The organism is Pseudomonas cedrina subsp. cedrina (assembly GCF_001983175.1).
GTDB classification, from domain to species: domain Bacteria; phylum Pseudomonadota; class Gammaproteobacteria; order Pseudomonadales; family Pseudomonadaceae; genus Aquipseudomonas; species Aquipseudomonas cedrina.
Genome location: NZ_MNPW01000019.1, coordinates 49,029 through 73,033, shown reverse-complemented (window position 1 = coordinate 73,033; position 24,005 = coordinate 49,029). Strand labels below are relative to the sequence as shown.

Below are 24,005 nucleotides of genomic sequence, written 5' to 3'. Positions count from 1 at the left end.
CCGATCACTGAACGTGAAGCGCCGGTTTATTTCCGCCTGGATTTCTTCCTTTAAATTTTTACCGCCTTCGGGCATCGAGACCTGACATGGACGTTCGCCAGTTCGCTTTCCTTGCGCGCCAACCTTCCGCAGCCGTGAAAACCCGCTCCAGCTTTTTGGGCCTGCCCAAACGCGGGTTGGCATTGGTGCTGGCCAACGCGATGTTCTGGCAGCCGTTGCTGGCCCAGGCGGACGGGATTGTGGTCAGCGCGCCCGGCACCAGTTTGGGCCAGGCGGGTAACGGCGTGCCCATCGTCAACATCGCGGCGCCCAATGGCAGCGGGTTGTCGCATAACAAGTTCAGTGATTACAACGTCGGTCAGCAAGGCGTGATCCTCAACAACGCAACCGGCCGCACGCAGTCCACGCAACTGGGCGGGATTATTCTCGGCAACCAGAACCTCAACGGTACGGCTGCCAAGGTGATCCTCAACGAAGTCAACGGCGGCAGCCCAAGTCAGTTGCGCGGTTTTACCGAAGTGGCGGGGCAGTCGGCGCATGTGATCGTGGCCAACCCGTACGGCATTACGTGCAACGGCTGCGGCTTTATCAACACCCCGCAAGCCACGTTGACCACCGGTAAAGCGGTGATTGAAAACGGCCAGATTAGCCGCTATCAGGTCGATCAAGGCAGTGTGTCCATCGAAGGCGCGGGTCTGAATGCCAACAACGTCGACAGCTTTGAAATCATCGCGCGGTCGGCCAGGATCAATGCCGAGATTCAGGCTAAGAATCTGGCGATCATTGCTGGTACCAATGACGTCGATGCCAAGACGCTGAAGGCCACCGCCCGTGCTGCGGATCCGGCGACCAAGCCGCAACTGGCCATTGACTCTTCGGCACTGGGCGGGATGTACGCTGGGGCGATTAAGCTGGTGAGCAGCGAAGCTGGGGTCGGGGTAAAGCTCGACGGCAAGATGGCCGCCAGTGCGGGCGATATCCAGATCGATGCCAACGGCGACCTGACCGTCGCGCAACTCGCCGCCAGCAACGTAGTGAATATCACGGCCGCCAGCGCCAACCTCCAGGGGCCGGTCTACGCTGGCACCACGTTGGACGTGAAAACCCAGGGCGACCTGACCAGTCAGAACAACCTTGTCGCCAAGGACCACATCACGCTCACCAGCGGCGGCCAGTTGACCAACAACGGCATCATCGAAGCCGGGGTCAATGCCGATAACACCCGCAACACTGAAGCTGATGTCAGCATCAGCGCGCAAAACCTCAACAACGCCGGCAAGAACATCATTGCCAGCCGTGACCTCGACATCACTGCCACCCAGACCCTGAACAACCAAGGCGGCACCCTTAGCGGGCAGCGGCAAACCACCGTCACCGCCGGTACCCTCGACAATCAGAACAAGGGGCGGGTGCTCAGCGCCGACCGTCTGACCTTGACCGCCGACAAGGCCGTGAACGGCCAGGACGGTCTGATCTCCAGCAACGGCGACCTGCTGGTCAACGTCGGCGCGCTGGGTAATCGCGGCGGGGAAATTTCCAGCCTGGCCGATGTCACTCTGAATGTCGCCAGCCTCGACAACACCTCGGGCCTGATCGCGGCTGACAAGGGGCTCAGTCTCACTGCCAGCGGCGCGATCAATAACCGTGACGGCAGCTTGTCGAGTTCAACCCTTGCCACCTTGAAGGCCGTCAGCCTGGACAATACCCGGGGGCAGATCACTGGCGATCTGGGCTTGAACATCGACCTCAGCGGTGCCTTGGATAACCACGGTGGGACCCTGGGTTCCGGCAAGGCTTTGTCCCTGGCCGCCTCCAGCCTCGACAACCGCGGGATGGGTACGGTGCTTGCGGCGGACGGCAAGCTGATCGCCACCATCAGCGGCGCATTCGATAACCGCGAACAGGGCAAGCTGCGCTCCACGGGCAGCATTGAGCTGAACACTGGCAGCCTGGACAACCGCGGCGGCAGCCTGGCGGGCAAGGACCACCTGACCTTGCGCAGCGGTTCGGCGGACAATAGTGGCGGCCTGATCCAGGCCGACAAGGACCTAAAGCTGCTGGTTGATCAACTGGACAACCGCGACAAGGGCAACCTTGTCGCCAAGGCGGCCCTCGGCTTTGAAGGTACCCGGCTGGACAACAGCGGTGGCCTGCTCAGCGCAGTCGGGCCGGTCAGTATCAAGGCTAAGGAAGTTGCCAACACCCAGGGCCGTATTGCCAGCCAAGGCGGTCTGGAGGCCAAGATCGATAGCCTCAGCCAGCAGGGCGGGGCGTTGGTGGCCCAAGGTTCCTTGCTGCTGATCGGCAAGCACCTTGATAACCGCAATGGCGGCACGGTCGCCAGTACCCAGGGCCTGACCGTCCAGGTCGAGCAGATCGACAACCGTGCCGGCGAGCTGTCCAGTACCCGCAGCAGCGTCAATGTCAGCGGCCAGCGACTGGATAACAGCGATGGCGGCAAGCTGTTGACCGAGACCGATCTTGGCGTCGCCGTGGCGCAATTGATCAACCAGAACCAGGGCCGCCTGTTCGCCAAAGGCAGTGTCAACCTCAGCGGCACGACCCTGGACAACAGCGGCGGGAATATCTCCGCCCTGCAGGGCCTGGATATCCGCCTCGATGGCGTGCTGCTCAACAACACCGGTTTGCTCAGCAGCGAAGGTGCCCTGGGCCTCAAAGTCGGCAGCCTTGACAACACAGCGGGCAAGCTTGGCAGTGCCGCCGACCTGTCGATCGACAGCCTGGGGGCGTTGCTCAATCAGGGCGGTTCGATCCTCACGGACCAGGGCTTGGTACTCGCCAGCAACAGCCTTGACAACAGCCGCAAAGGCCTGATCAGCGGCCAGGGTGAGACCCGCATCACCACTGGTACCCTCGACAACAGTCAGGGAGGCCGACTGACCAGCGACGACCGCCTGGACCTGACGGCAACCCAGGTCAGCAACGGCGCTTCCGGCCGTATTGCCAGTGCCAAGGACCTGACCGCCAGCGTCACCGGTCTCGATCAGCAAGGCGGTGAACTGTTCAGCAAGACCCAACTGAGCCTTGACCTGCACAACGGCCGCCTGGACAACAGCGGCGGGCTGATCAACGGCCCGCTGCTGGTACTGAAGAACCTCGACGAGGTGGTCAACCGGGGCGGTGAAATCTCCAGTGCCCAAGCCTTTGCGCTGACCGCGAAAAGCCTCGACAACAGCGATGGCAAGCTGCTGAGCAACCAGGGCCTGACCCTGCGTATCGATCAGGCGCTGAGTAACATCAAGGGCCTGGTGGCCGCGGCTTCTCTCGACAGTCGTAGCGCCAGCCTGGACAACAGCCAGGGTCTGATCAGCAGCCGAGGTGCGGTCGACCTGGGGGTGAGCGCGGCATTTACCAACCAGGGCGGCACCCTGGTAGGCGACGGCGCACTCCTGCTGACAGCCAACAGCCTGGATAACAGCAACGGTGCCGTCTCCGGCAAGGCCGATGTCACGGCGCACATTGCCGCCCTGGACAACCGCAACGGCAAGCTGATCGCCAGCGGCCTGCTGGCCCTGAGCGGTGCCTCCGTGGATAACCGCCTGAACGGCCTGATAGGCGCGACAAAAGCGCTGACACTCAATGTCGACGCTGTCGACAACCGCGGCGGCGAACTCTCCAGCAGTGCCGATATCCGTCTGACCGGCAAGCGCCTGGACAACAGCGACAGCGGCAAGCTCCTCGCCGATACCACGCTGGCACTCGAAATGGCCCAGGTGCTCAACCGCAGCCTGGGGCTGCTCGAGGGCGAGAGCGGCGTCACAGTGGACGGCCAGATCCTCGACAATACCGGTGGCCAACTGATCAGCGGCCAAGACATCCGCGCCACCCTCGGCGGTGACCTCGACAACAGCGGTGGCCTGATCAGCAGCGAAGGCCAGCTGGATATCACCAGCTCCGCGCTGACCAACAACGCCGGCAGCCTGTCGAGTGCCGGTGCTCTCAAGGTCAAGGCCAACGGTGCATTGGGCAACCAGGGCGGACGCCTGGTCAGTGACAGCAGCATCAACCTGAGCAGTGCCAGTCTCGACAACAGTCAGCAGGGGGTCATCAGCGGCAAAGGCGCAGTGACTGTCACCACCGGCGCTTACGACAATCGCACCGGCAGCCTAAGCACCAACGACAGCCTCACCCTGACGGCAGGGCAGGTCAGCAACCAGGACGGCCGCATCGGCAGCGACAAGACCCTGATCGCCAGCGTCACCGGCCTGGACCAGCAGAACGGCAAGCTCTTCAGCAACACGGCACTGACCCTGGACCTGAACAACGGCCAACTGAACAACCAGAACGGCCTGATCAACGCGCCCTCATTGCTGCTAAACAACCTCAAGAGCGTGAACAACCAGGGCGGTGAAATCTCCAGTGCACAAGCTTTCGTACTGGCCGCCGACAGCCTGGATAACAGCAGCGGCAAACTGCTGAGCAATCAGGCCGTGACCCTGCGGATCAATCAGGCACTGAGCAACCTTAAGGGTCAGATCGCCGCCGCCTCGCTAGATATCCGTAGCGCCAGCCTCGACAACAGCGGCGGTACTGTGACCAGTCGTGGCGACCTCGACCTGACCACCAACGGTCAACTGAGCAACCGCAACCAAGGCCTGATCAACGCCGCCCAAACCTTGAAAGTCAGCAGCGCCGCCCTCGACAACCAGGGCGGTACCCTGCTGGGTGTAAGCGCAGTGACCCTCAATGCCATGGCCCTGAACAACAGCGGCAAGGGCCTGATCAACAGCCAGGCCGGATTGACGATCAACGCCAGCAGCCTGGATTCCGGCAATGGCGGCGAAGTCTCGGCGAAGGGCGATATCGATCTGACCCTCGGTGCCCTGGCCCAGAACGGCGGCCGTCTGCTCGGCGACCAGGCCATCCGTCTCGATCTGGCGGGCGGTGATCTCAACAACCGCAACGGCCTGCTCAACGCCAAGGGCCCCCTGACCCTCAATCGTCTGCGCGACCTGAACAACCAGGGCGGCGAACTCTCCAGCAGCCAGAGCTTCAACCTCACCGCACGAACGCTGGACAATAGCGGTGGCAAGTTGATCAGCAACAACCAGTTGGGCGTGACCGGCAACAGCCTGCTCAACCAGGGCGGCCTGGTTTCCGGCTGGCAGGGGCTGGCCGTCAACGGCGCGAGCCTGGACAACCGCAACAGCGGTACCCTGTCCAGTCGCAGCGGCAATCTTGATGTCAACGTCAGCGGCGCATTGCTCAACAGCAATGCCGGTGCGCTGGTCAGCCAGCAGGCCCTGACCGTCAACGCGGCTAGCCTCGACAACAGCGCCGGTATTCTGTCCAGCGGCGGCTCCCAGCAACTGACGGTCAGTGGCCTGCTGAACAACGCTCAGGGCGGCTCTATCGACAGCGGTGCGGCCCTGACCCTGCAAGCCATGGCCCTGAACAACAGCGGCAGCATCAGCGCGCAGCAGAGCATAGGTTTCACCGGTACCACCCTGGATAACAGCACCGGCACTCTGGCGGGCAAGGGCGCGGTCAGCCTCGATCTGCTCGGTGCCCTGACCAATATCAATGGCAAGCTCGCCAGCGCCGGGCCGCTGGTGATCAGCCGCAGCAGCCAGATCGACAACCAGGGTGGCCAACTGGTCAGCCAGGGCTTGCTGAACCTGCTCACCGGCAGCCTGGATAACCGCAATCGCGGCACCGTCGCGGCCAATGACAACGTGGTGATCAGCAGCACCGGTGCCGTACAGAACAACAGTGACGGCCTGATCTACAGCCAGAACGGTAACGTCCGCGTCGACGCCGCGAGCCTCGCGAACGCCAAGGGCTCCCTGCAAGGGCAGGGTGCGCTGAACCTGGCGGTCAGCGGCGATATCGACAACCAGAGCGGCAAGCTGATTGCGCAGGATGGCGACCTGACCGTCAGCGCGACCAACCTCGACAACCGTGGTGGCACCCTGGCCAGCGTCAAGAGCGCCCTCGAAGCCCATCTCACTGGCGTGCTGAAAAACGGCTATGACCTGGGCAACAATCGTCAGGGCGGCATCATCCAGGCCCAGCGCCTCAAGCTCAGCGCCCTGGGCGGGATCGACAACTACGGCGGGCGGATCGGGGCGCAAAGTGGCGATGCCCTGGTCACCACCGCCGACTTCGATAACCGCAATGGCGGCCTGTACGCCAAGGGTCTGGTGCAGGTCAGCGGCAACAACTTCGACAACAGCGGCGATAACGACGGACAGATCGCCGGCCAGCGCATCGACCTCAGCCTCAACGGCGCGCTGAACAACCGCCTGGGCGTTATTGAAAGCGACAGCAGTTTGAGCGTGCGTGCGGCCAGCCTCGACAACCAGACCGGGCAGATCCGTGCATTGGGCACCAGCGGCAAGACCGACTTCCAGATCGGCGGCCTGTTCGACAACCGCAACGGCAAGCTGGAAACCGCCAACAGCGACCTGACCCTCAATGCCGGTAGCTTCCAGAATCTGGGCGGCAGTCTGCTTCATGTGGGCAACGGCACCTTTGATATCAGCACCGCCAATATCACCGATGCCGGTGGCAGCCTGGTGACCCGTGGCGGCCTGACCCTGACGGCGGACAGCTGGACCAACAGCAGCGTGATCCAGGCCGGGCGTCTGACGGTGAACGTCAACACGCTCACCCAGACGGCGGGTGGACAACTGCTGGCCTCCGACAGCCTGACCGGCAACGGCGGCAATTGGAACAACGATGGGCTGATCGCCAGTGACGGTACAGCCAACCTGACCCTGGTCGGCACCTACGGCGGTAACGGGCGCTACAGCAGCGTCGGTACCCTGGGCCTGAGCGCGGGCCAGGTGAACCTGGGCACTGCCACGACCATTGCCAGTGGTGGGGACACCACGATCAATGTCGGTGGCCTGAGCAACGCCGGACGCCTGACATCCAGCGGTTCCATGACGGTCACCGCCAATAGTATCGGCAACACCGGCACGCTCGGAGCGGCCCGGGACCTGACGCTGAAGACGTCAACCCTGGTGAACGATCACGGCCTGATCTTCAGCGGCCGCAACATGGGCTTGCTGGTCAATGACTTCACCAACGACAACGGTGACGTCTACAGCATCGGCAACCTGAACATCTCGGGACTCAATGGCGGTCGCGCCAACAACGTGACCAACCTGGCGTCCTCGATCAATGTCGACGGGGATTTCTCGCTGTCGGCGAACAGCTTCAACAACAAGACCGAAGGGGTTATCGGCAAAGAGCGGCTGGTGTCGGGCGATATTACGTTCAACGGCGACACGTTCTATGTCTCCGAAAACTACACCTCGGAGTCGACCATCAGCGGCGCGCGAGCGAGCCTGGCGGTGGCCGGAAGCATTGATGGCGATGTCGGCCGGTTTTCCAATACCGCCTCGACGATTTCCGCCGGCAAGAATATTCGCCTGAACGTGGACACCTTCGAAAACCTGGGGTTGGAGGCCGGCAACTTCGCCCGTAACCGGGTCTATACCGGCGTGCGCAATATCTTCGCTAAAAAAACCTACTCGAACGAAGCGCTGGACGCCTACGCGCAAAGATATTCCCAGTACGTCTACCGATACAGGACGAGCGTGCATGAACCCGACAAAGGCGGGACTCACATCGAGCTCAACGATTACGGCAAGCAAAAAACCACGACCGTGAACACCAAATTCGGTCAGGGACCGGATGTGGCCATTCCCGCCGGCATCCTGGCCGGCACCCTGAGCAGCGATAACAAAGTGTTTACCGCCGGTGGTGGCAGTGTCGCTTCGGTGATCCAGGCCGGGCAGGCGATACAGATCAACGCCAAGAACACCATCGACAACAGCAACCTGCACGCCAATACCCAGTTCGCCGGGACGACGAAGAGCGGCACCGGGACCCAGGTCGGCAGCGCGGTCAAACCGACGGTCGTCTACCTGAACCCACAACTGCCGCCGAACCTGGCCCAGCAGCGGGTGGATCCGGTGGCGTCCCAAGGATTCAGCCTGCCGAGCGGGCAAAACGGACTGTTCCGCCTGAGCGGGCAGGGTGGTTCTGCGACCCAAGCCAGCCAAGCCAGCGTCGGGCCACAGACCTGGAGCATGGGCAGCGCGACAGTCAGCAATGTCCAGCGCCAACAGGGCGCGGATGATGTCCAGGCGCGCAACCTGCAGTTCAGCGATGCGGCGCGGATCGCCGCGAGCAATCTTCAACTCGAACAGAATACGCGCCAGGCCACGAGCGGCGGTGTTTCCGGCAGCGCGATCAGTGTCAGTGCGCCGGGCGACTCCGGCAGTGTCCGGTTGCCGGAGCAGGTGGGTGGGGTTTCCCCGGTGGGCAGCCAGGTCATCAATCGCGTGCAGGGTCTGCCGGACACCTCGGGCAGGTCCAACCCGCAGAAGTACCTGATCGAGACCAACCCGGTGCTGACCGACCTCAAGCAGTTCATGAGTTCGGACTACCTGCTGGCGAACCTCGACTACAACCCCGATCAAAGCGCGAAACGCCTGGGCGACGGTTTCTATGAGCAGAAGCTGATCCAGCAGGCGGTGGTCGAGCGTACCGGGCGACGTTTCATCGATGGTCAGACCTCCGACGAAGCGCTTTACAAATACCTGATGGACAACGCCATCAAGAGCAAGCAGCAGTTGGACCTGTCGGTGGGTGTCAGCCTGACCTCCCAGCAGGTCGCGGCGCTGACCCACGATATCGTCTGGCTCGAAGAGCATGAGGTGAATGGCGAGAAGGTCTTGGTGCCGGTGCTGTACCTGGCCCAGGCCACCAATCGCCTGGCGCCTAACGGGGCGCTGATCCAGGGGTGGGATGTCACGCTGATTGCCGGCAAGAACCTGAATAACGCCGGTACGTTGCGGGCCAGTAACAACCTTTACGCGACCGCGGGTAATGATCTGGTCAACAGCGGTTTGATCGAGGCCGGGAACCGCCTGGATCTGCTGGCTGGTAACGACATTATCAACAAGGCGGGCGGTGTCATCGCGGGGCGGGACGTCAATATGACCGCAATCGCCGGCGACGTGATCAACCAACGCACGGTGGTCGGCAATGACGTCAATTACAAAGGTTACAGCGGACACAATGAGTATGCCGACAGTGGCGCTCGGATAGAGGCGGCGAACGACCTGACCATTAAGGCCGCACGGGATTTCGTCAGCACCGGCAGCACCTTGCAAAGCGGCGGTGACACAACGATCAACGCAGGCCGGGATGCCTTTATTGCCGCCGCCGAACAGCGCAACAGCGTGGTGGCCGGCGCCAAGAGCAGCAGCGTTACCCAATACGGCTCGGATCTGACGGTGGGGCGTGACCTCTCTGTCCAGGCGGGGCGTGATCTGGCAGTGGTTGCCAGCGAGATAGAGGCCAAGCGGGACATCGACTTTGGAGCGGGCGATAACCTTACGGTGTCTTCGGCTGCCGACGAAAGCCATTCGTATTCCAAGTCGAAGAAAGTCACGAAACAGGAAGACCACGTCAAACAGATTTCCAGTGTCGTGAATGCCGGGCAAGACGTTACCTTCAATGCCGGCAAAGATATGGCGTTGATCTCGAGTCGGATCAATGCCGGCAATGAGGCCTACCTGGCGGCGGTTGGACAGTTGGATGTGTTGGCGGCCCAGGACACCGATTACTCGCTGTATGACAAAAAGAGCAAGGGCAGTTGGGGGCGCAAGCAGACCAAGCACGATGAGGTGACAAAAACCATCAACGTGGGCACCCAGATCACCACGGGGAGTGATCTGACATTGATCAGCGGTGGCGATCAGCGTTATCAGGTCGCGAAACTTGAAAGCGGCGCAGACTTGATACTCAACAGCGAGGGGGCCATTACCTTCGAGGGCGTCAAGGACCTGAGCCAGGAGAGCCACGAGAAGACCAACAACAGCCTCGCGTGGAATTCCTCGAAAGGCAAGGGGCATACCGACGAAACCCTGCGTCAGAGCGAGTTGATCAGCAAGGGTGATCTGGCGATCACTGCCGCCAAGGGCGTGCATATCGACATCAAGCAGATTGACCAGAAGACGGTCAGCCAGACCATTGATGCGATGGTCCAGGCGGATCCCCAACTGGCTTGGCTCAAAGAAGCCGAGCAGCGTGGCGATGTCGATTGGCAGCGTGTGAAAGAGGTCCACGACTCTTTCAAATACAGCAACTCCGGCATGGGCATGGGGGCAATGCTGGCGGTGGTCATTATCGTGACGGTGGTAACGGCGGGTTCGGGAACGGCCGCTACCGTTGGCGCCAGCGCAAGTGGGGCCGCGACAGCCGCGGGGATCAGTGCGACCACCGCCGCCGCGATTGGTGCGGCTGCATCGGCAGCCTACACCGCTGCCGTGGTCCAGACGGTGGTCAGTACGATAAACAACAAAGGCAACCTGGGCGCGGTCCTCAAGGATGTCACCTCGACGGAAAGCCTCAAGGGGTATTTGATCAGCGGGCTGGTTGCGGGCTTTGCATCGGGTGTCTTGGACAAGGCGTTCGGTGTTTCCGCCGAAAATGCCAGTAAAGCGACCCACGGCTTTGAACTGGCCAGCACCGATGGCCTGACCAAGTTTGTCGGCTACACCCTGGCTGAAAAGGGCTTTGGTGCGGTCACCAATACCGCGATCAATGGTGGCAGCCTCAAGAACAACCTGGCCCAGGCCAGTATCAGTGCGGCTGCGGACGTCCTGTCGGCTTCCATCTATAACCGCTTGGGTACACAGCTTGAATTCACCGGGATTCCGGCCAAGGTCGGCGCACACGCGATCGTCGGTGGCCTGATAGCGGAAGCGGCCGGAGGCAGCTTCCGGACTGGGGCCTTGGCAGCCGGTGCCAATGAGGCCTTTGTCGCCTCGGTCGGCGACAAGATATTCGTCGGCGACATGCATGACCAACTGCTGGCGATGACCTCGCAGTTGATCGGCGTAACGGTTGCTGGAGCCGCGGGGGGCTCTGATAAAGAACTGGAAGTGGCGGGCTGGGTCACCCAGCAGGCCACCAAGTTCAACAGCCTCGATCACCCAACTGCGGAGCGATTGCTTAACGAGCTGAAGGCCTGTAGGTCCGGCGGAAATTGCACCGAAGCGAAACAGCGCGATCTGATAGGCAAGTATGAAAAGATCTCGGCCGAACGTTCGCAGTTGATCGACCTATGTGAAACCCGTGCCTGTGTCGAAGGCCTGAAAGCCAACACCATCGCTATGGACGACCCGGTTGCGCAGGAGTTGGTCAGCTTCTACCGGAACAAGGTTTCCTATGACATGACCGGGATGCTGGTGGGCAATCCAGGGCTCATCGCGCAACCGGCCCAAGGGTATGACCCTTGGGGCAATATCTATGTGACCGATGACCAGATCATCACGGCCAAATACATCAAGGAAGGCTGGTTGACGCCCGCCGAGAGTGCCAATCTCAAGGAATGGGAGAAAAAGACTTCCTGGCTGGACGAGGCGGTGGGTCGCACACTCAGCGTGGCCGAAAGGGCGGCCATGATCAGCAATATGGGCAATATGTTGCTAACCGAGGGCTGGGGGACCAAGGTTGTTGCAGGTGTCGGTAAAGGCGGGAAGCCCGTGAAACCCGGCAATGGTGGCTCGAAGGATGCCGATGGCTTCGGTGAGAATCCAGGGGCCGGAAAAGGACCGTGCTGCTTTGCTGCCGGCACCATGGTCGCCACCCCTTCGGGTGCCAAGGCGATCGAAACGCTCAATGTTGGCGATATCGTTTGGAGCAAGCCTGAAAACGGAGGTGAGCCATTTGCAGCCGCCATTCTGGCGACTCACAAACGCTCCGACCAGCCTATCTACAAGCTCAGACTCACGAGCATCCGTGCAGATGGTGCGGCTGAAAGTGAAACGCTATTTGTAACACCCTCACATCCGTTCTATGTACCGGCAAAGCATGACTTTATTCCCGTTATTGACCTTGAAGCGGGTGATCTACTTCAGTCTCTGGGGGACGGTGCAAGCGAGAACGTATCGACACGGGTTACGTCGCTGGAGCTGTTTCAACCGCAAGGAAAAACCTACAACCTCACGGTCGATATCGGTCATACGTTCTATGTTGGTAAACTGAAAACATGGGTACACAACACTGGGCCGTGTCCGATTAATACTCGCTTTATTGAAGGTGCAACAGTTGTCGATCAGAAAACAGGAAAAGTCTACAAAGGTACTGTGGATCTTGGTCCGACATTAGATCGGATAAAGTCAGGTGGTTCCTACCCGCACAGAAACGATGGCTCTGTATTTAGGAATAACAAAGGGGATTTGCCAGTGCAGCCTGAGGGATACTATAAGGAATATGTGCATCCTTCTCCGGGTATTTCAGGGCCTGGGCCGCAGCGTATAGTTGTTGGAAAGGGAGGGGAGATGTATTATACCTCTGATCACTATAAGACTTTTATTTTAATAAAAAATTGAGTAGGAGTTGAAAATGCTACCTTTCGTCTTTACACAGCAGGCACCTTCCTACGATTCGGCTAAGGTGTTTTATGTCAGGGTTGATCCTGGTATAGGTGTGTCGGATGAGCTTATTAAGTCATTGTATTATTTACTTTGGTTTCCGGGGTATTTTGGTTTTAATTGGGACGCGTTATATGATTGTTTGAGGGATTTTGAGTGGATTCCTTGCCATAAGATAGTGGTCTTTCACGAGGCTTTACCTCCGTTAGATAGAAAGGAACTGAAAATATATTTGGAAGTTCTGCGTGATTCAGTGCTTGATTGGCGTAGTAATGATACACATGAACTTGAAGTGGTTTTTCTCTGTTCTGATAAAATGGAAATCGAGGATATCCTGAAGGGGTAGATGCGAACTGAGGCAGCCTAATTTTTCAAGGGGAAATGGCCACTCCCACGCTCAGCGTCGGCGTGTTGCACCGGCGCTCTGCGTCTACTTCGATCAGAGTATAATCTCTGCCGAGCAAGAAACCTCCACGAGGCATCAATGCAGAAGAAATTTCATGAAGATAATTAAAACTACAGATTCTGTCAGTTCTCCAAAATACGAACGTTGGAAAGGCCAATGGGAGGATCAATCAGAGCTGGATGAGTTTTCTTATATTAGTGATATTTTACATCCTGAAGATGCCTTGCTGTTTTGCAAGGTTTTATTCCCGGATTTTGTTCTTCACGAATCCGGAGTGTTTCTGGAAAGCAGATTTACTGTTGAAGCATTTTCGGACTGGATGGAAACTTGTAACTACGATGTAGTGGCGGTTGAAAAAGTTTTGAATCATATGCATCTGTATGATGTTTTTGGAGGCTGTAGGGAAAGGGTGGACGAGGCTGTCTATGAACAGCTCTGCAGGATTGTTGCTCAGTCATGGAGGATGGTGTTGCTGAGTAAATTTCCAGAAAAGAAATTTTGTGTGCAAGCGATAGTGTCCGATCAGGAGTATGGCCCAGTGGTTACTTTTTCTCAGGTCAGAGAGTAGTTTTTATGGATGCCTTCTAATCTATAGTTTTTTATGGTGGGAATTTCGGTTTGATCGCTCCCACGCCCCACGGTGGTAGCTTTTCACCGGCCGCTCTGCATCCGCTCTTTGTGACACAGAGCGTCACGGGCTGCATTTACACGCCGGAGCGTGGGAATGATCGCATTACATGCTATCGGGGTTACCGGACTCCGCCGATATGATGGTCTGCGCCTGATTTGAAAGGAGAGCACTTCTTGCCGCAGTGTGCGATTTAAAGACTCTCAGGGTCGCCAAAAAACATTTTGACAGGGCTCTGGGACAATGTTTTTAGGTCGATAACACTTTTGTTTGCCCCCACTTTTGCCCCCATTCGTACCGAGTGTGCGAGTGATCGCGAATGGCGATCTCCGACGGACTTCGCTATTCCTGGCCAGTTAAGCCGTTGGGCCAGGTCGCTGATCAATCGTTAGGCAAGTGCAACTGCACTTCCATGGCGTCATGAAGGAGTCTGACGACCTCGATCACGTCGCCGTTTGTCACACGATAGAACACGATATGACGTGGGCTTTTGACCGTTCCATGGGTTTGTTTGGCCTGCTGGCGTGAATAGATGAGGTGATAGCTGCGAAGGCCCGGTGCAAGTTCATCGCGGTCGTGGCTGCCAATGCGATAAGGCGTGTCGGCAAGCGCTTGCAACGCCGCGAGGATCAGCGCCTGGTAGCGCTGGCGTGCTTGATCGCCGAACTGCGTCTGGGAGAGCCTAAGGATGTCGACAATGTCGGCGCGCGCCGGGTTGGAGATCCGATACTGCGGCATGCTCAGTGTTTCTCTCTCGCGGGGAGGGTTGCCTCCTGGCTCAAGCCCTCGAGGTAGTGCTCCAGATCCCCTTCGTTCACCTGAGTAAAGCGCCCGTGCTCAAGATCCATGATGCCGATCGAGGTCGCCTGACGCAGTGCCTCAATTTTGGCGGTGTCTTCGGCGACGCGCTGCTCCAATAAACGTAAACCTTCTCGCATCACTTCGCTGGCATTCTGATAACGGCCGGACTGCACCAAGTCATGGATAACCTGTTCCTGGTGAGGGGTGAGCACAACGTTTCGCGTCGCCATAACTAGCTCCAGTTCTATGCAAACAGGTACTTTTGATTGTTGGCATATTATGCCAATTTCGCACGGGAGAATAGCTTGGGGCCGACATCCGGCGATCAGGTGACGGCTGACTCGGCGCCAATCAGCAAGGTTCAAAGTCATCCGCCCATAATAAAGCAACCTGCAGATTGATTTGAAGATTGATATGCCTGACTGTGCGTGGGAGGAGGCGCGCGATGTGTGCTTCTCGATCCGCCCTGAAATCGATCGGCATGTTCGATGCCCATCAATATTTGCGTTTAGAGGCATCAAGAGAGGTTTCAATGCCCTACGAGTTAGAAAATCGCCTGGTGATCGGCGTCGCTTCCAGCGCTGTGTTTGATTTGTTGGCATCGGACGCAGTGTTTCAGAGTCAGGGGGAGGAGGAATACCGCAAGTTTCAGCAAAAAAATCTTCACGTCCCGCTTCCTAAGGGGATAGCGTTCCCCTTCATCAAGCGTTTACTGTCAGTGAATGACCTGAGCGTCGATCCTACGGATCCGCTCGTCGAGGTGATACTTCTTTCGCGCAATGATCCCGACACTGGGCTGCGCGTACTGAAGACTATCGAGCACTACGGGCTTGGGATGACAAGGGCGATTTTCATGCAGGGAAAATCTCCTTATGAATACATACCAGCACTGAATATCGCTTTATTTTTGTCGGGTGACAAAAAAGACGTGGAAGCGGCTATCAGGGCCGGGTACCCGGCTGGCCAGGTGCTCGATTCAAAATTCGAAGACGACGAAACTGATAAAACCCTACGCATCGCATTCGACTTTGACGGCGTGCTCGCCGGCGATGAGTCCGAAACAATCATGCAGGCCTCTGGATTGTCTGAGTTCCATGCGCACGAAGTGAAGAACGTCATGCAGCCCCATAACCCTGGGCCGCTGAAGGAATTCATGGTGCGGATATCCAAAATCCAGTCGGTCGAGGAGAAGCACAAAAAGCTCAATCCTGAATACGAAAACCGCATACGCGTCTCGATCGTCACAGCCCGCAATGCTCCGTCTCATGAGCGTGCGATGAATACACTCAAGAGTTGGGGTGTCATGACCAATGACGCATTCTTCCTGGGTGGCATCGAGAAAGGCAAAATTTTAGGTGTATTGAAACCGCACATCTTCTTCGATGACCAATCAGGGCACCTTAAATCGACTAGCGCAGTTGCTCCATCCGTGCACATTCCTTTCGGCATCACCAACCATGTCGCGACAGTGGTTGCGCTAGAGCCTGAAGCAGATCAGGTCCAGCAGATGGTGTAACACGGAGGCTTGAGCGCGTAGTACTACAGGAATTCGTATCGCTTCTGTGCTTGAACTGGCCTAATGATCCCGGACACGTCTTAAGGGCGATATGATTCGCCCAATCAGGAGGTTCCATGCAAGAGCGATAGACCTACACCCGCGAGTTCAAGCAACGTGCTGCAAGCATGGTTCTTGATGATAGCTGCTCAGTTCCCGACGTCTGTGCATCGATGGACGTTGGGCCTACGGCTCTGCGCCGCTGGATTGGTCAGGTCCAATCGTTGTGTAGATACCTATGCCGATCAATGGGCCGATCAATGGGTTAAAACACGTGGCTACCAGCCACCGGGAAACCATTGCCGGGCGAGCTGCACCGTTACGCGCAAGGTGTGCTGGCTTTGTTCGCACGCAAGCGCCTGTTCTTCAGGCGACGCCGGTTTGCTCCACTTTGGCTGGGTTGCCAAGCGCTGTGCATAGCTAGCTTTAAACGCAGGGCTGGCCTCGCCAGTCAGCCGCATCGCTTTAGCATAGTCCGCCTCGAGATCTTCGGGCAGCGAACCACAGGCCAGTTTGGCTTGTTGATAGCGCACGGCGTACATGAAACCATCGGTGGGGGCTTCGTCGTAGGTGTAGCGGGAGGGTTCTGCGGCCATGGCAGTACCGGTGAGGAATAGGGCGATGAGGAGGGGGCGTCCGTGCATGGGCGGGGAAAGTCTCGGGTGGTTGACGGTGCGTTTGACCTAAACACGAGTTGTATAGCATTGAACAGGCCACTCGTTAACTATACGTGCCCGGTTTGAATTGCAGCGACCAAGGCAATAGGCCCTCATTGTTGGCCGCTACGAGCCATTCTTCGTATGCCGTTCGGATTTATAGGGTGTAAGAAATGTTTAGGCGTCTCATGGACTTGAGCAAGCGGTTGCGCAAGGATTTTGCTGCTGTAGCGGTTTCCAAGGAGCAGGTCCTGCACTCGATGGAGGTGGACCCTCAGGCAGGACCCGTCGGGTGTTTGCCCGCGAATGTGCTGGACTACTGGCACAGAGCGCTGATTGCCGATGATTTGGGTGGCCTGCAAGCCACCGATGTCCGCATCCCGGTGACGAATTTCGCGGGGCTGGCCTGGCCCAACTTCAATCTCGGTTTCGGCAAGCGTCGGGCGCTGGCACTGGGCATTCTCACTGAGCGTGCCGCAGAGGCCCGGCGAAAACAGCAAGCGCAGGCGCTTGAGGCCTCAGAGGACGACGGAGAGGGTGCGCAGGAGGCGGACGAGCTGGATGACGATCCGCGTATTCCCATGGCGCTGGTGTTCCATCAAACCACCTCATCAAGCGATGAGGTCCAGGTCACGTGGCCCGACCCGGATAAAAAGCCTGCGCCGGGCGCGAAAAAAAACCGCCTCAAGCCCGACCGGCTGAATATCGCGTTCTGGTTTCCTTTCGACCTGAACGACAAAAACCAAATATGCCTACCACGCGACCCCAACGATTGCCGGCCGCGTGTGGTCCGCCAATGGCTTGAACCGCAGCCATTGATGGCGGCCAACGACCTGCCGCCGGCCATTGGCCACTTCGATTGCTATCGCGACGAGCTCAAGCTATTTCTCGCGACGTTGAGCCAAAGCGCCAATTTGAGCGGTTATGTCGACGCCTGTTTTGCCTTGTTCGCCCGCGTTCAAGCGGATGGGGTTGAGACGGGAATGGCGCCGATCACGGGGCAATGGGTTGCGGTGCCGCGACAGCCTGGCTATGCAACACGTGCGCTCGCCAACGTGTATGAAGCGATCCCCAATGCGCCGTCCATCGGCGCACTGGAGCAGCTCATAGGCGCCGGACGAAACCGTTTGGCTGTCCAGGCAGGCGGCATGGCAGCGGCGCAGGTGACGATCCGGCACGTGGCCATGGTCGATAAGGCCACACACCTCGACAAGCCAGACGTCAATCGCGGCGCAGACCCCTTGAACGAATCGCAGCGCCGCGCATTGCACGCCCTCGGCCGGTTGGGTGAACAGGTCGGGGTGGTTGCGGTCAGTGGGCCGCCGGGCACCGGTAAGACGGCCTTGCTGCGTGCGATGATCGCCAACCAATGGGTGTTGGCGGCTTACGATAACCGCGAACATTGCCCCGTCACGTTTGTGTGCGGGGCGACCAACCAGAGTGTCGAGAATGTGATGGGCACGTTCAATGGTGCCGTAGGCAGGAAGCATGCCCTGGCACGTCGTTGGTTGGACCCTACGGGCAAGCCACTATTGGGTTTCACCGCCAGCGCACCGTCCAAGGCCAAGGGGAAAACCCATCGCAGCAAGTTCACCACGCTTGAGATCCGGCAAAAGCAGTTGCGCATCTTGGGCGTCGGGTCCTCCAGCCTCAAGCAATCGTACGAAGACGGTGTTGCGGCAGCCCTTGCTTTGGCGCGGCACTTTGAAAATGCCTTCCGCGAGCTGCCAGAGTTGTTCAATGCGTTGTTTAGCGTTGAGCAGAAACATCAGGTCAGTGATGCCACGCGTTTTATCTATCTCATGCAGAAGAGCGCTTCGACAACGCCTACGGCGTCGACCCTCTGCGAGCACTTGAACACGCTGACCCAGGTATTGCGCAGTGGGTTGGCCTCAGCAATCGAGCGCCAGGCTGACATCGACGCGTTGATCGAGCCCGGTGAACTGGCTGCGCGCTTTCCCAGTGAGGCATGGGCATCTTCCTGGGCCATCGACATCCTCGCGGATTTGCGTGTGGCCGCAACCCCCGAGGCGCGCCAGGCGCAGCAGCAGAAATTGCTGGACGTGGTGTGGCGGCCGATTATTTTCCAGTTGGCCGCGCGTTACTGGGAGACGCGTTGGCTGGCCAGTGTGATCGCAACCCCCGAGCCTGGCAGCCGAAAGAAGGCACTCAGGCACGCAGCCATGCTGTTTCCGTGCATTGTCGCCACCTTGCACAGCGCCCCACGGTTACTGGGAGAGGGCCGTAGGCCGCTGTTCGCGTTCCTGGATTTACTGATTATTGATGAGGCGGGGCAAGCTGCGCCGGAGCTGGGTGTGCCGGTGCTTAGCCTGGCTAAAAAAGCCGTGGTGGTCGGCGATATGAAGCAGCTCTCCCCCGTGTCTTCGGTAACACCCGAGGTCGATGCGCGCCAGGTGCAGGACCGTTGGGCCGATCCGTCGTCTTTGGGCGCCTTGCTCGTGCGTGGCGCGGACTCCGCCACGGGTTCAATCATGAAGCTTGCCGCAACCGGGGCATCGTTTGCCGAGGCCATGCCGGACGGACGGCTACGGGACGGGCTGCTCCTGCGGGAGCACTACCGTTGTGCAGAGTCGATCATCAATGTGTGTATCGATTTGCTGTACCACGATCACGACCGTGATGCCGAGGGCGGGTTGCTCAGCAAAGAGTTGGAACCCAAAGTGCCCAACCCGCTGGCAGGGCTGTTCGCGGATGCCGAGTTGCCCTTGCTCGAGGGCGAAGCTGAAATGCAGTTGCGCAAACGCATGAAGGCAACGTTCCCGCTGCCGCCGCTCGGGTTCTATCAGACCGGTGGCCCGAACGATGAGCCCTGCAAAGGCGACTCATGGTCCAACCCTGGAGAAGCCAAGGCCATCGTGGACTGGCTTAAAGAGCACGGACCGCGCCTGGCGAAATGGGTCGCCAGGGTCGAAGGCCACCCGGAGCAACCGATAGGGTTGGAAAAACTTGTCGCGGTCGTCACGCCATTTCGAGGCCAGGTCGAAGCGATAAAGCGTCGGGTGCGCGAAGAACTCGACCCTGATGACGCTGACCTGAGTGAGCGTTTGACCATCGGCACGGTTCATACCCTTCAAGGGGCGGAGAAACCTGTGGTGTTGTTCAGTGCCGTGAATCGGGAAAGCCGCGCCAGCCGTCGAACCGATACCAATCATCGTGAGCGGGTGTTTATCGATCGTGACGATGGGCGCCTGCTCAACGTAGCGATCAGTCGTGCGCAGAAAAGCTTCATTATGTTTGGCCATTCCGATCTGTTTTTTTCCCAGCAGGCGATGGACCCGAACAACGATTTGCCTTCGGCTGTGGTAGGACGATGCTTGGCCGGTGTGCGTGAGCCAGAGCATGAGCGGCTCACCTGCGCCCCGCGGGTGCCAGCGTGCAAGCTCGGTCCCGCCACGCTGATGGTTGTCGAATCCTTGCACAAGGCGAAAATCATTCAAGAACTGGTACCTGGCGGTACTCAGGTGTTCGGCTGTGGCGGTCATATTCGTGACCTTCCGGGCCCCGGTGCGATCAGTTGGCGTGATGGGTTAAAACCGCACTGGCAATTGAGCGAGCGCGAGGGCAGTGACCTGGCGGCGTCCCTACGCAATACCGGCAGCCGTTTACTGCAATGCACTGAGCTGGTGTTGGGGACGGACGATGATGCCCAAGGCGAAGCTATCGCCTGGCACATGATCCAGGTACTCAAGGAAGCACCGTGGTTCATGCATATCCAGAGGGTGCGTCGGGTAAGGTTTCATGCATTGACCACCCCCGAAATGGCCCGGTCATTTGAGGAGGGGCGGTGTATACAGGTCGAGGGCGCTACCGCCGACGAGCGAGCTGGCAGCGCTTGCCGGGCCTTGAATATGGGCTTGGCATATGGAGCCATTGCCCAGCGGGTGCTCGACAACCTCATCGGCTCGGTCTACATGCGTCACGGTATTATCGGGGGCGGACGGGTCAAGGGGCCCTTGCTCAGGGTACTGGCGGGCCATGGTGACTCCCCGGGGTTACCCGGTAAACGGTTGGGTGTCGCGATAAACCTGAAAGTGAACGATACCCTCGTGCCGGCTCGCTTGATGGTGCGGCGCGGCAGCGAAGCCTGGCGCTCGTGGGGCAGTGACCGTACAGAGAGCGTTCACACCTTGATCGACCAACTGAGCGACGCGGTGGTTTCACCGACACCTTGCCTGCTCGAGCATGAGGACTTGCTGCTGGCACCTGCTCAAAGCCTGGGCACTAACCTGGTCCTGCAAGAGGCGTTCAGGCGATTTGGCTGGATGCCGTCGAGCACCATGAGCACGTTGCAAAAACTGTATGAGATGCGCGAGGGGCAGGACGAGCCCGAGTCAACACCGAACGACAATGGTTGGGCTGCATTGGATGCGCAGGGGCGCCTGTTCCTGACCGAGTCCGGACGGCGCCAGGCAGATAAGGTGCTGAACAACCCTTGGCTGAACACAATCAGCGCCAATGCGTTGTTGATGGCCTTCGACGATGCGCTGACTCACCTGTCCCAATTGCCGGATGCAGGGGAGGCGGACTACCTTGCGTTCGTGCACACCTGGGCGGCGCAGTTTGATGATCAGTGCGGCGCGCAGCCGGTTGCGGGCCCCCATGCACCAACGGTCGATGCGCAAGGCGCTGAGGTCGCGCTGTTTTCCCTGCAGCCCGCCGTCGAGCTGAATACGTGGGGCGCGCCTGCCGGTTCGCCTTCACCCGCTGAGGCCGAGCAGCACGACGATGATCCCGCGCCTGGTGCGCAAACCCACCCGGTTTCGGACGGCGGCCGCAGCGGTGCCCACGGAGCACTGGTGCCTCTGGACATCAGCCTGGAGGCCGACAACCCCAAAATGGCCGCGCTTACCCCGAGGCAGCGGCAACTTTACGACCTAATGTCCAAACTGATGTTGGCCTCTTCCCTGCGAGACGGACAGTTTCAGACTGTACGCCGGATTTACACCCTGACGTGGCCGGGTAAACCGGCTGTCCGGCAGGTTGAAATTGGTGTCGAGGTGATAACAGGCAAGCCGGGCAGCTACCCAGGCTGGTTTACGCTGGACCCCGATGGCCTGCACCAGCACACGCGCAATTGGGCGTCGGCAGAGATGGAGGCAGTGCTCGATGAGCAAAGCCCTCGCTTGCAAGTGATAGTGCAAGACCACGGCATACGCACCCGCTCACTGCTTGAGCCGACAGTCGATCATTTATTGGCGTGGATGCAAGCGCGTGGACACGGTAGGCCCTCGACATTCGGCAAGCACATCGATGATCTGGTACGTGGCAATACGTCGAACGCGTGCGCGGAGGGCACTGCCGATGAATAGCAGTTTTGCCGCCATGACCCTGATGCGAAACGCCTATGAGGCTGCATTGCGCGACCCCTCGGACGCAGTTGCCCAGGCAGCGTTCGTCGCTGCGCACCAAGCGCAACAGCACACGTTCGTTGATTCATTCGACGTCGCGGGCATTACCTACCCGCGTACTGATGGGCACACACTGAGTGAGCGTGAAGCGCGCGAGGTGATTTCCAGAATCCTGTCCAACCCGGCGTACAGCGTATCGGACCTGCGGCCCAGCGTCATTGAAGCGGCCTACCCGCTACAGGCAGACGTGCTGCGTGCGGAAATCGAAGCCACGGTCGCGCTGGCCAATAAAATCAATGGGCTCAACTGGCGAACCGACGCGCTCGATGCCAGCACCAAGCAAGCGATGCGTGAACTGCTACGCATGCCCACCTTGGCGGGCGGCTACAAAATCATTTCCCAGGTCAAGTCCGCGGCCAACGCCCAGGTGTTGAATATCTACCGTGGCTACGATGCCGATCACTTGATCCCCGACAAGGCACTGCGAGGGTCACTGCACAGGGGGCAGTCTTTCAGCCTTGACCAGAGCTACGCGACGTTTATACAGGATTCACAGAACAGAGGATCGCAGCATAAATTTGTGACGGACGCCCAGAAACACACACGCAAACGGCTGCGCGGCGATCCGACACTGCCCGCGAAAAACCCAACGACTGGCGAGTACCTGGAGCATGTGCTTGAGTGGATGACCCATGTCTATACCACCGCGGATCTGGGTGTGGATGTGGCCGTCAGGAACAGTGGCCTTGCCAACTCGGATGAATTCAAACGTTTCAACGTCAAAGGTTTTGCCTTGGCGCAGGCAGGGTTCATGACGTGGAATGAACGCAAAAGTGTCGGCCGCGCTGTCGCCATGGTGCTCCTGATTGAGGCGCGTGAGTTCTACACGGCGGCCGGCTGGCCCATGGACAGGGAGTTGCCTTTGTTCTACGACGTACCTTCTACAGTGACCCAACAACCGGTGCCTGTGACATGAGCGACAACATAAACCCATCAACACCCGCCCATGGCGCCCGGCGCTACCAGCTTGCCGACCTGACAATGGCCGCCGGTGTGCCCTGGTTTGCCGTGCACGTGTCGGACGAAAGCGGTCATACATCGTCCTGGATTATCAGGGGGGAACTGGACGGTGAGCATTTACGCCTGCAACCACAGGTTTGGGTGCCAGATGCCATCCAGGCCATCGTCAATGATAGCGACGGCCAAGTCTGGGCGATCACTAGCGAAGATGAACTGATCACCAACACCGTCCTTGGACAGGTGGCTGGATGGCGGCAGGTTACGCCCCATCCACAGCTCAACCCGCGCGATGAGTGGTACTCCCGCACACTGGGTTATGTGGCCACGGATGGCCAGAACGTCGAGCTTGCTGAATGCCTGTGTTGGGCGAGCGATGGCTTGTTGATCGGTACGTTCAGCCGCCGGTTGTATCGTTGGACATCGGGCGATGTTGCTCGCCTTGAACACGACGATCACATTGTCGGAACGCTGGGTGGTGTCAACAACATTGTCCAGACGCAAGACGCAATATACGCGCTGGGGTATGCGGGCCTGATCCTGCGTCGGCCGGTGGGCGGGACCTGGCAGCGAATTGATGGACCATGGCCGACTGAGGCCGGCGCGTTCATCAATATGATTGCCGGTGTCGAAGGTCCGAGAGGGGAATTGTGGGCCATTGCGGCGGGCGGTTCGGTCGTCAGCGTTGCGGGTGATGTGACCCGCACCATTGCACAAGTACCCGGTGAGCCTCTGGGCATCATCCGGTTCCAGCGCCAGTGGTTCGTGTCGACCCTCGACGGTTGCTACGAACTACCGGGGGATGGTGACACGGTACTGATCAAACGAGATATTTTGATGGGTAAATCGATTGATGCCGGGAACTGCCTGATTGCTGTCGATGCCGAGCCACAACACGCCGATCACGCGCAGGTCCACCTGTGGTTGCGCACCAGAAACCGCGATGCTTGGCTACGCCCAATCATTTGCCGGGCCTGATTGAGGCGTTAAGGCGCAAGCGCGCGGGATACGGGCTTGCTTTCGAGGCGCAAGCCCGTGGTTTTACCTGGTCGGCCAGGCAGGCTCAATTGGTTTGTGCGCCGCGCCCGCGATGCCTCAGGCTGGGGGCATCCTTTTCGAAGCATCCAATGCATGCCCTCAAATGTGCCCCC

General features: G+C 59.0%; 10 protein-coding genes and 1 pseudogene. 8 read left to right on the top strand and 3 right to left on the bottom strand.

Annotated features, from left to right (window positions below):
• Positions 1 to 86: 86 nt before the first annotated feature.
• From BLL36_RS28185 to BLL36_RS28165, 3 genes are all read left to right on the top strand, one after another.
• On the top strand, positions 87 to 12,380 hold the full coding sequence (locus BLL36_RS28185; protein WP_083735350.1) for a two-partner secretion domain-containing protein: 12,294 nt from the start codon (positions 87 to 89) through the stop codon (positions 12,378 to 12,380).
• A 13-nt stretch (positions 12,381 to 12,393) separates the two neighbouring features.
• Positions 12,394 to 12,768 carry a barstar family protein gene (locus tag BLL36_RS28170; protein ID WP_076954870.1) on the top strand — a complete coding sequence of 125 codons (375 nt, stop codon included), beginning with the start codon at positions 12,394 to 12,396 and terminating at the stop codon, positions 12,766 to 12,768.
• 154 nt (positions 12,769 to 12,922) lie between these two features.
• Entirely contained in the window at positions 12,923 to 13,396 is a 474-nt protein-coding gene (locus tag BLL36_RS28165; protein ID WP_076954869.1) for a hypothetical protein, read from the top strand.
• Positions 13,397 to 13,837: 441 nt separating this feature from the next.
• On the opposite strand, the gene BLL36_RS28160 is transcribed toward BLL36_RS28165, so the two are convergent.
• Together BLL36_RS28160 and BLL36_RS28155 are read right to left on the bottom strand one after the other, a co-directional pair.
• Positions 13,838 to 14,194, bottom strand: a complete 357-nt coding sequence (locus BLL36_RS28160; RefSeq protein ID WP_076954868.1) for a type II toxin-antitoxin system RelE/ParE family toxin — start codon at positions 14,192 to 14,194, stop codon at positions 13,838 to 13,840.
• A 2-nt stretch (positions 14,195 to 14,196) separates the two neighbouring features.
• Positions 14,197 to 14,487 carry a type II toxin-antitoxin system ParD family antitoxin gene (locus BLL36_RS28155; RefSeq protein WP_076954867.1) on the bottom strand — a complete coding sequence of 97 codons (291 nt, stop codon included), beginning with the start codon at positions 14,485 to 14,487 and terminating at the stop codon, positions 14,197 to 14,199.
• A gap of 302 nt (positions 14,488 to 14,789) precedes the next feature.
• On the opposite strand from BLL36_RS28155, the gene BLL36_RS28150 reads away from it, so the two are divergent.
• Together BLL36_RS28150 and BLL36_RS28145 are read left to right on the top strand one after the other, a co-directional pair.
• Entirely contained in the window at positions 14,790 to 15,773 is a 984-nt protein-coding gene (locus BLL36_RS28150; protein WP_076954866.1) for a 5'-nucleotidase, read from the top strand.
• A gap of 146 nt (positions 15,774 to 15,919) precedes the next feature.
• Positions 15,920 to 16,081: pseudogene (locus BLL36_RS28145) on the top strand (transposase); the annotation flags it as partial.
• 9 nt (positions 16,082 to 16,090) lie between these two features.
• On the opposite strand, the gene BLL36_RS28140 reads toward BLL36_RS28145, so the two are convergent.
• Positions 16,091 to 16,408: a hypothetical protein gene (locus BLL36_RS28140; RefSeq protein WP_057010989.1), complete on the bottom strand. Its 318-nt coding sequence runs from the start codon at positions 16,406 to 16,408 to the stop codon at positions 16,091 to 16,093.
• Between the two features lie 233 nt (positions 16,409 to 16,641).
• On the opposite strand from BLL36_RS28140, the gene BLL36_RS28135 reads away from it, so the two are divergent.
• From BLL36_RS28135 to BLL36_RS28125, 3 genes are read left to right on the top strand one after another with little or no spacing between them, the layout of a single operon-like run.
• Positions 16,642 to 21,798, top strand: a complete 5,157-nt coding sequence (locus BLL36_RS28135; RefSeq protein WP_083735349.1) for an AAA domain-containing protein — start codon at positions 16,642 to 16,644, stop codon at positions 21,796 to 21,798.
• 13 nt (positions 21,799 to 21,811) lie between these two features.
• Positions 21,812 to 22,813, top strand: a complete 1,002-nt coding sequence (locus BLL36_RS28130) for a hypothetical protein (RefSeq protein ID WP_130926005.1) — start codon at positions 21,812 to 21,814, stop codon at positions 22,811 to 22,813.
• On the top strand, positions 22,810 to 23,832 hold the full coding sequence (locus BLL36_RS28125; RefSeq protein WP_130926004.1) for a hypothetical protein: 1,023 nt from the start codon (positions 22,810 to 22,812) through the stop codon (positions 23,830 to 23,832). The genes BLL36_RS28130 and BLL36_RS28125 overlap by 4 nt, the downstream gene beginning before the upstream one ends.
• The last annotated feature ends 173 nt before the right edge of the window (positions 23,833 to 24,005 follow it).

Coding starts and splice junctions, on each gene's coding strand:
- BLL36_RS28185 (WP_083735350.1), top strand. CDS start 87: ATGGACGTTCGCCAGTTCGCTTTCCTTGCGCGCCAACCTTCCGCAGCC.
- BLL36_RS28170 (WP_076954870.1), top strand. CDS start 12,394: ATGCTACCTTTCGTCTTTACACAGCAGGCACCTTCCTACGATTCGGCT.
- BLL36_RS28165 (WP_076954869.1), top strand. CDS start 12,923: ATGAAGATAATTAAAACTACAGATTCTGTCAGTTCTCCAAAATACGAA.
- BLL36_RS28160 (WP_076954868.1), bottom strand. CDS start 14,194: ATGCCGCAGTATCGGATCTCCAACCCGGCGCGCGCCGACATTGTCGAC.
- BLL36_RS28155 (WP_076954867.1), bottom strand. CDS start 14,487: ATGGCGACGCGAAACGTTGTGCTCACCCCTCACCAGGAACAGGTTATC.
- BLL36_RS28150 (WP_076954866.1), top strand. CDS start 14,790: ATGCCCTACGAGTTAGAAAATCGCCTGGTGATCGGCGTCGCTTCCAGC.
- BLL36_RS28140 (WP_057010989.1), bottom strand. CDS start 16,408: ATGGCCGCAGAACCCTCCCGCTACACCTACGACGAAGCCCCCACCGAT.
- BLL36_RS28135 (WP_083735349.1), top strand. CDS start 16,642: ATGTTTAGGCGTCTCATGGACTTGAGCAAGCGGTTGCGCAAGGATTTT.
- BLL36_RS28130 (WP_130926005.1), top strand. CDS start 21,812: ATGACCCTGATGCGAAACGCCTATGAGGCTGCATTGCGCGACCCCTCG.
- BLL36_RS28125 (WP_130926004.1), top strand. CDS start 22,810: ATGAGCGACAACATAAACCCATCAACACCCGCCCATGGCGCCCGGCGC.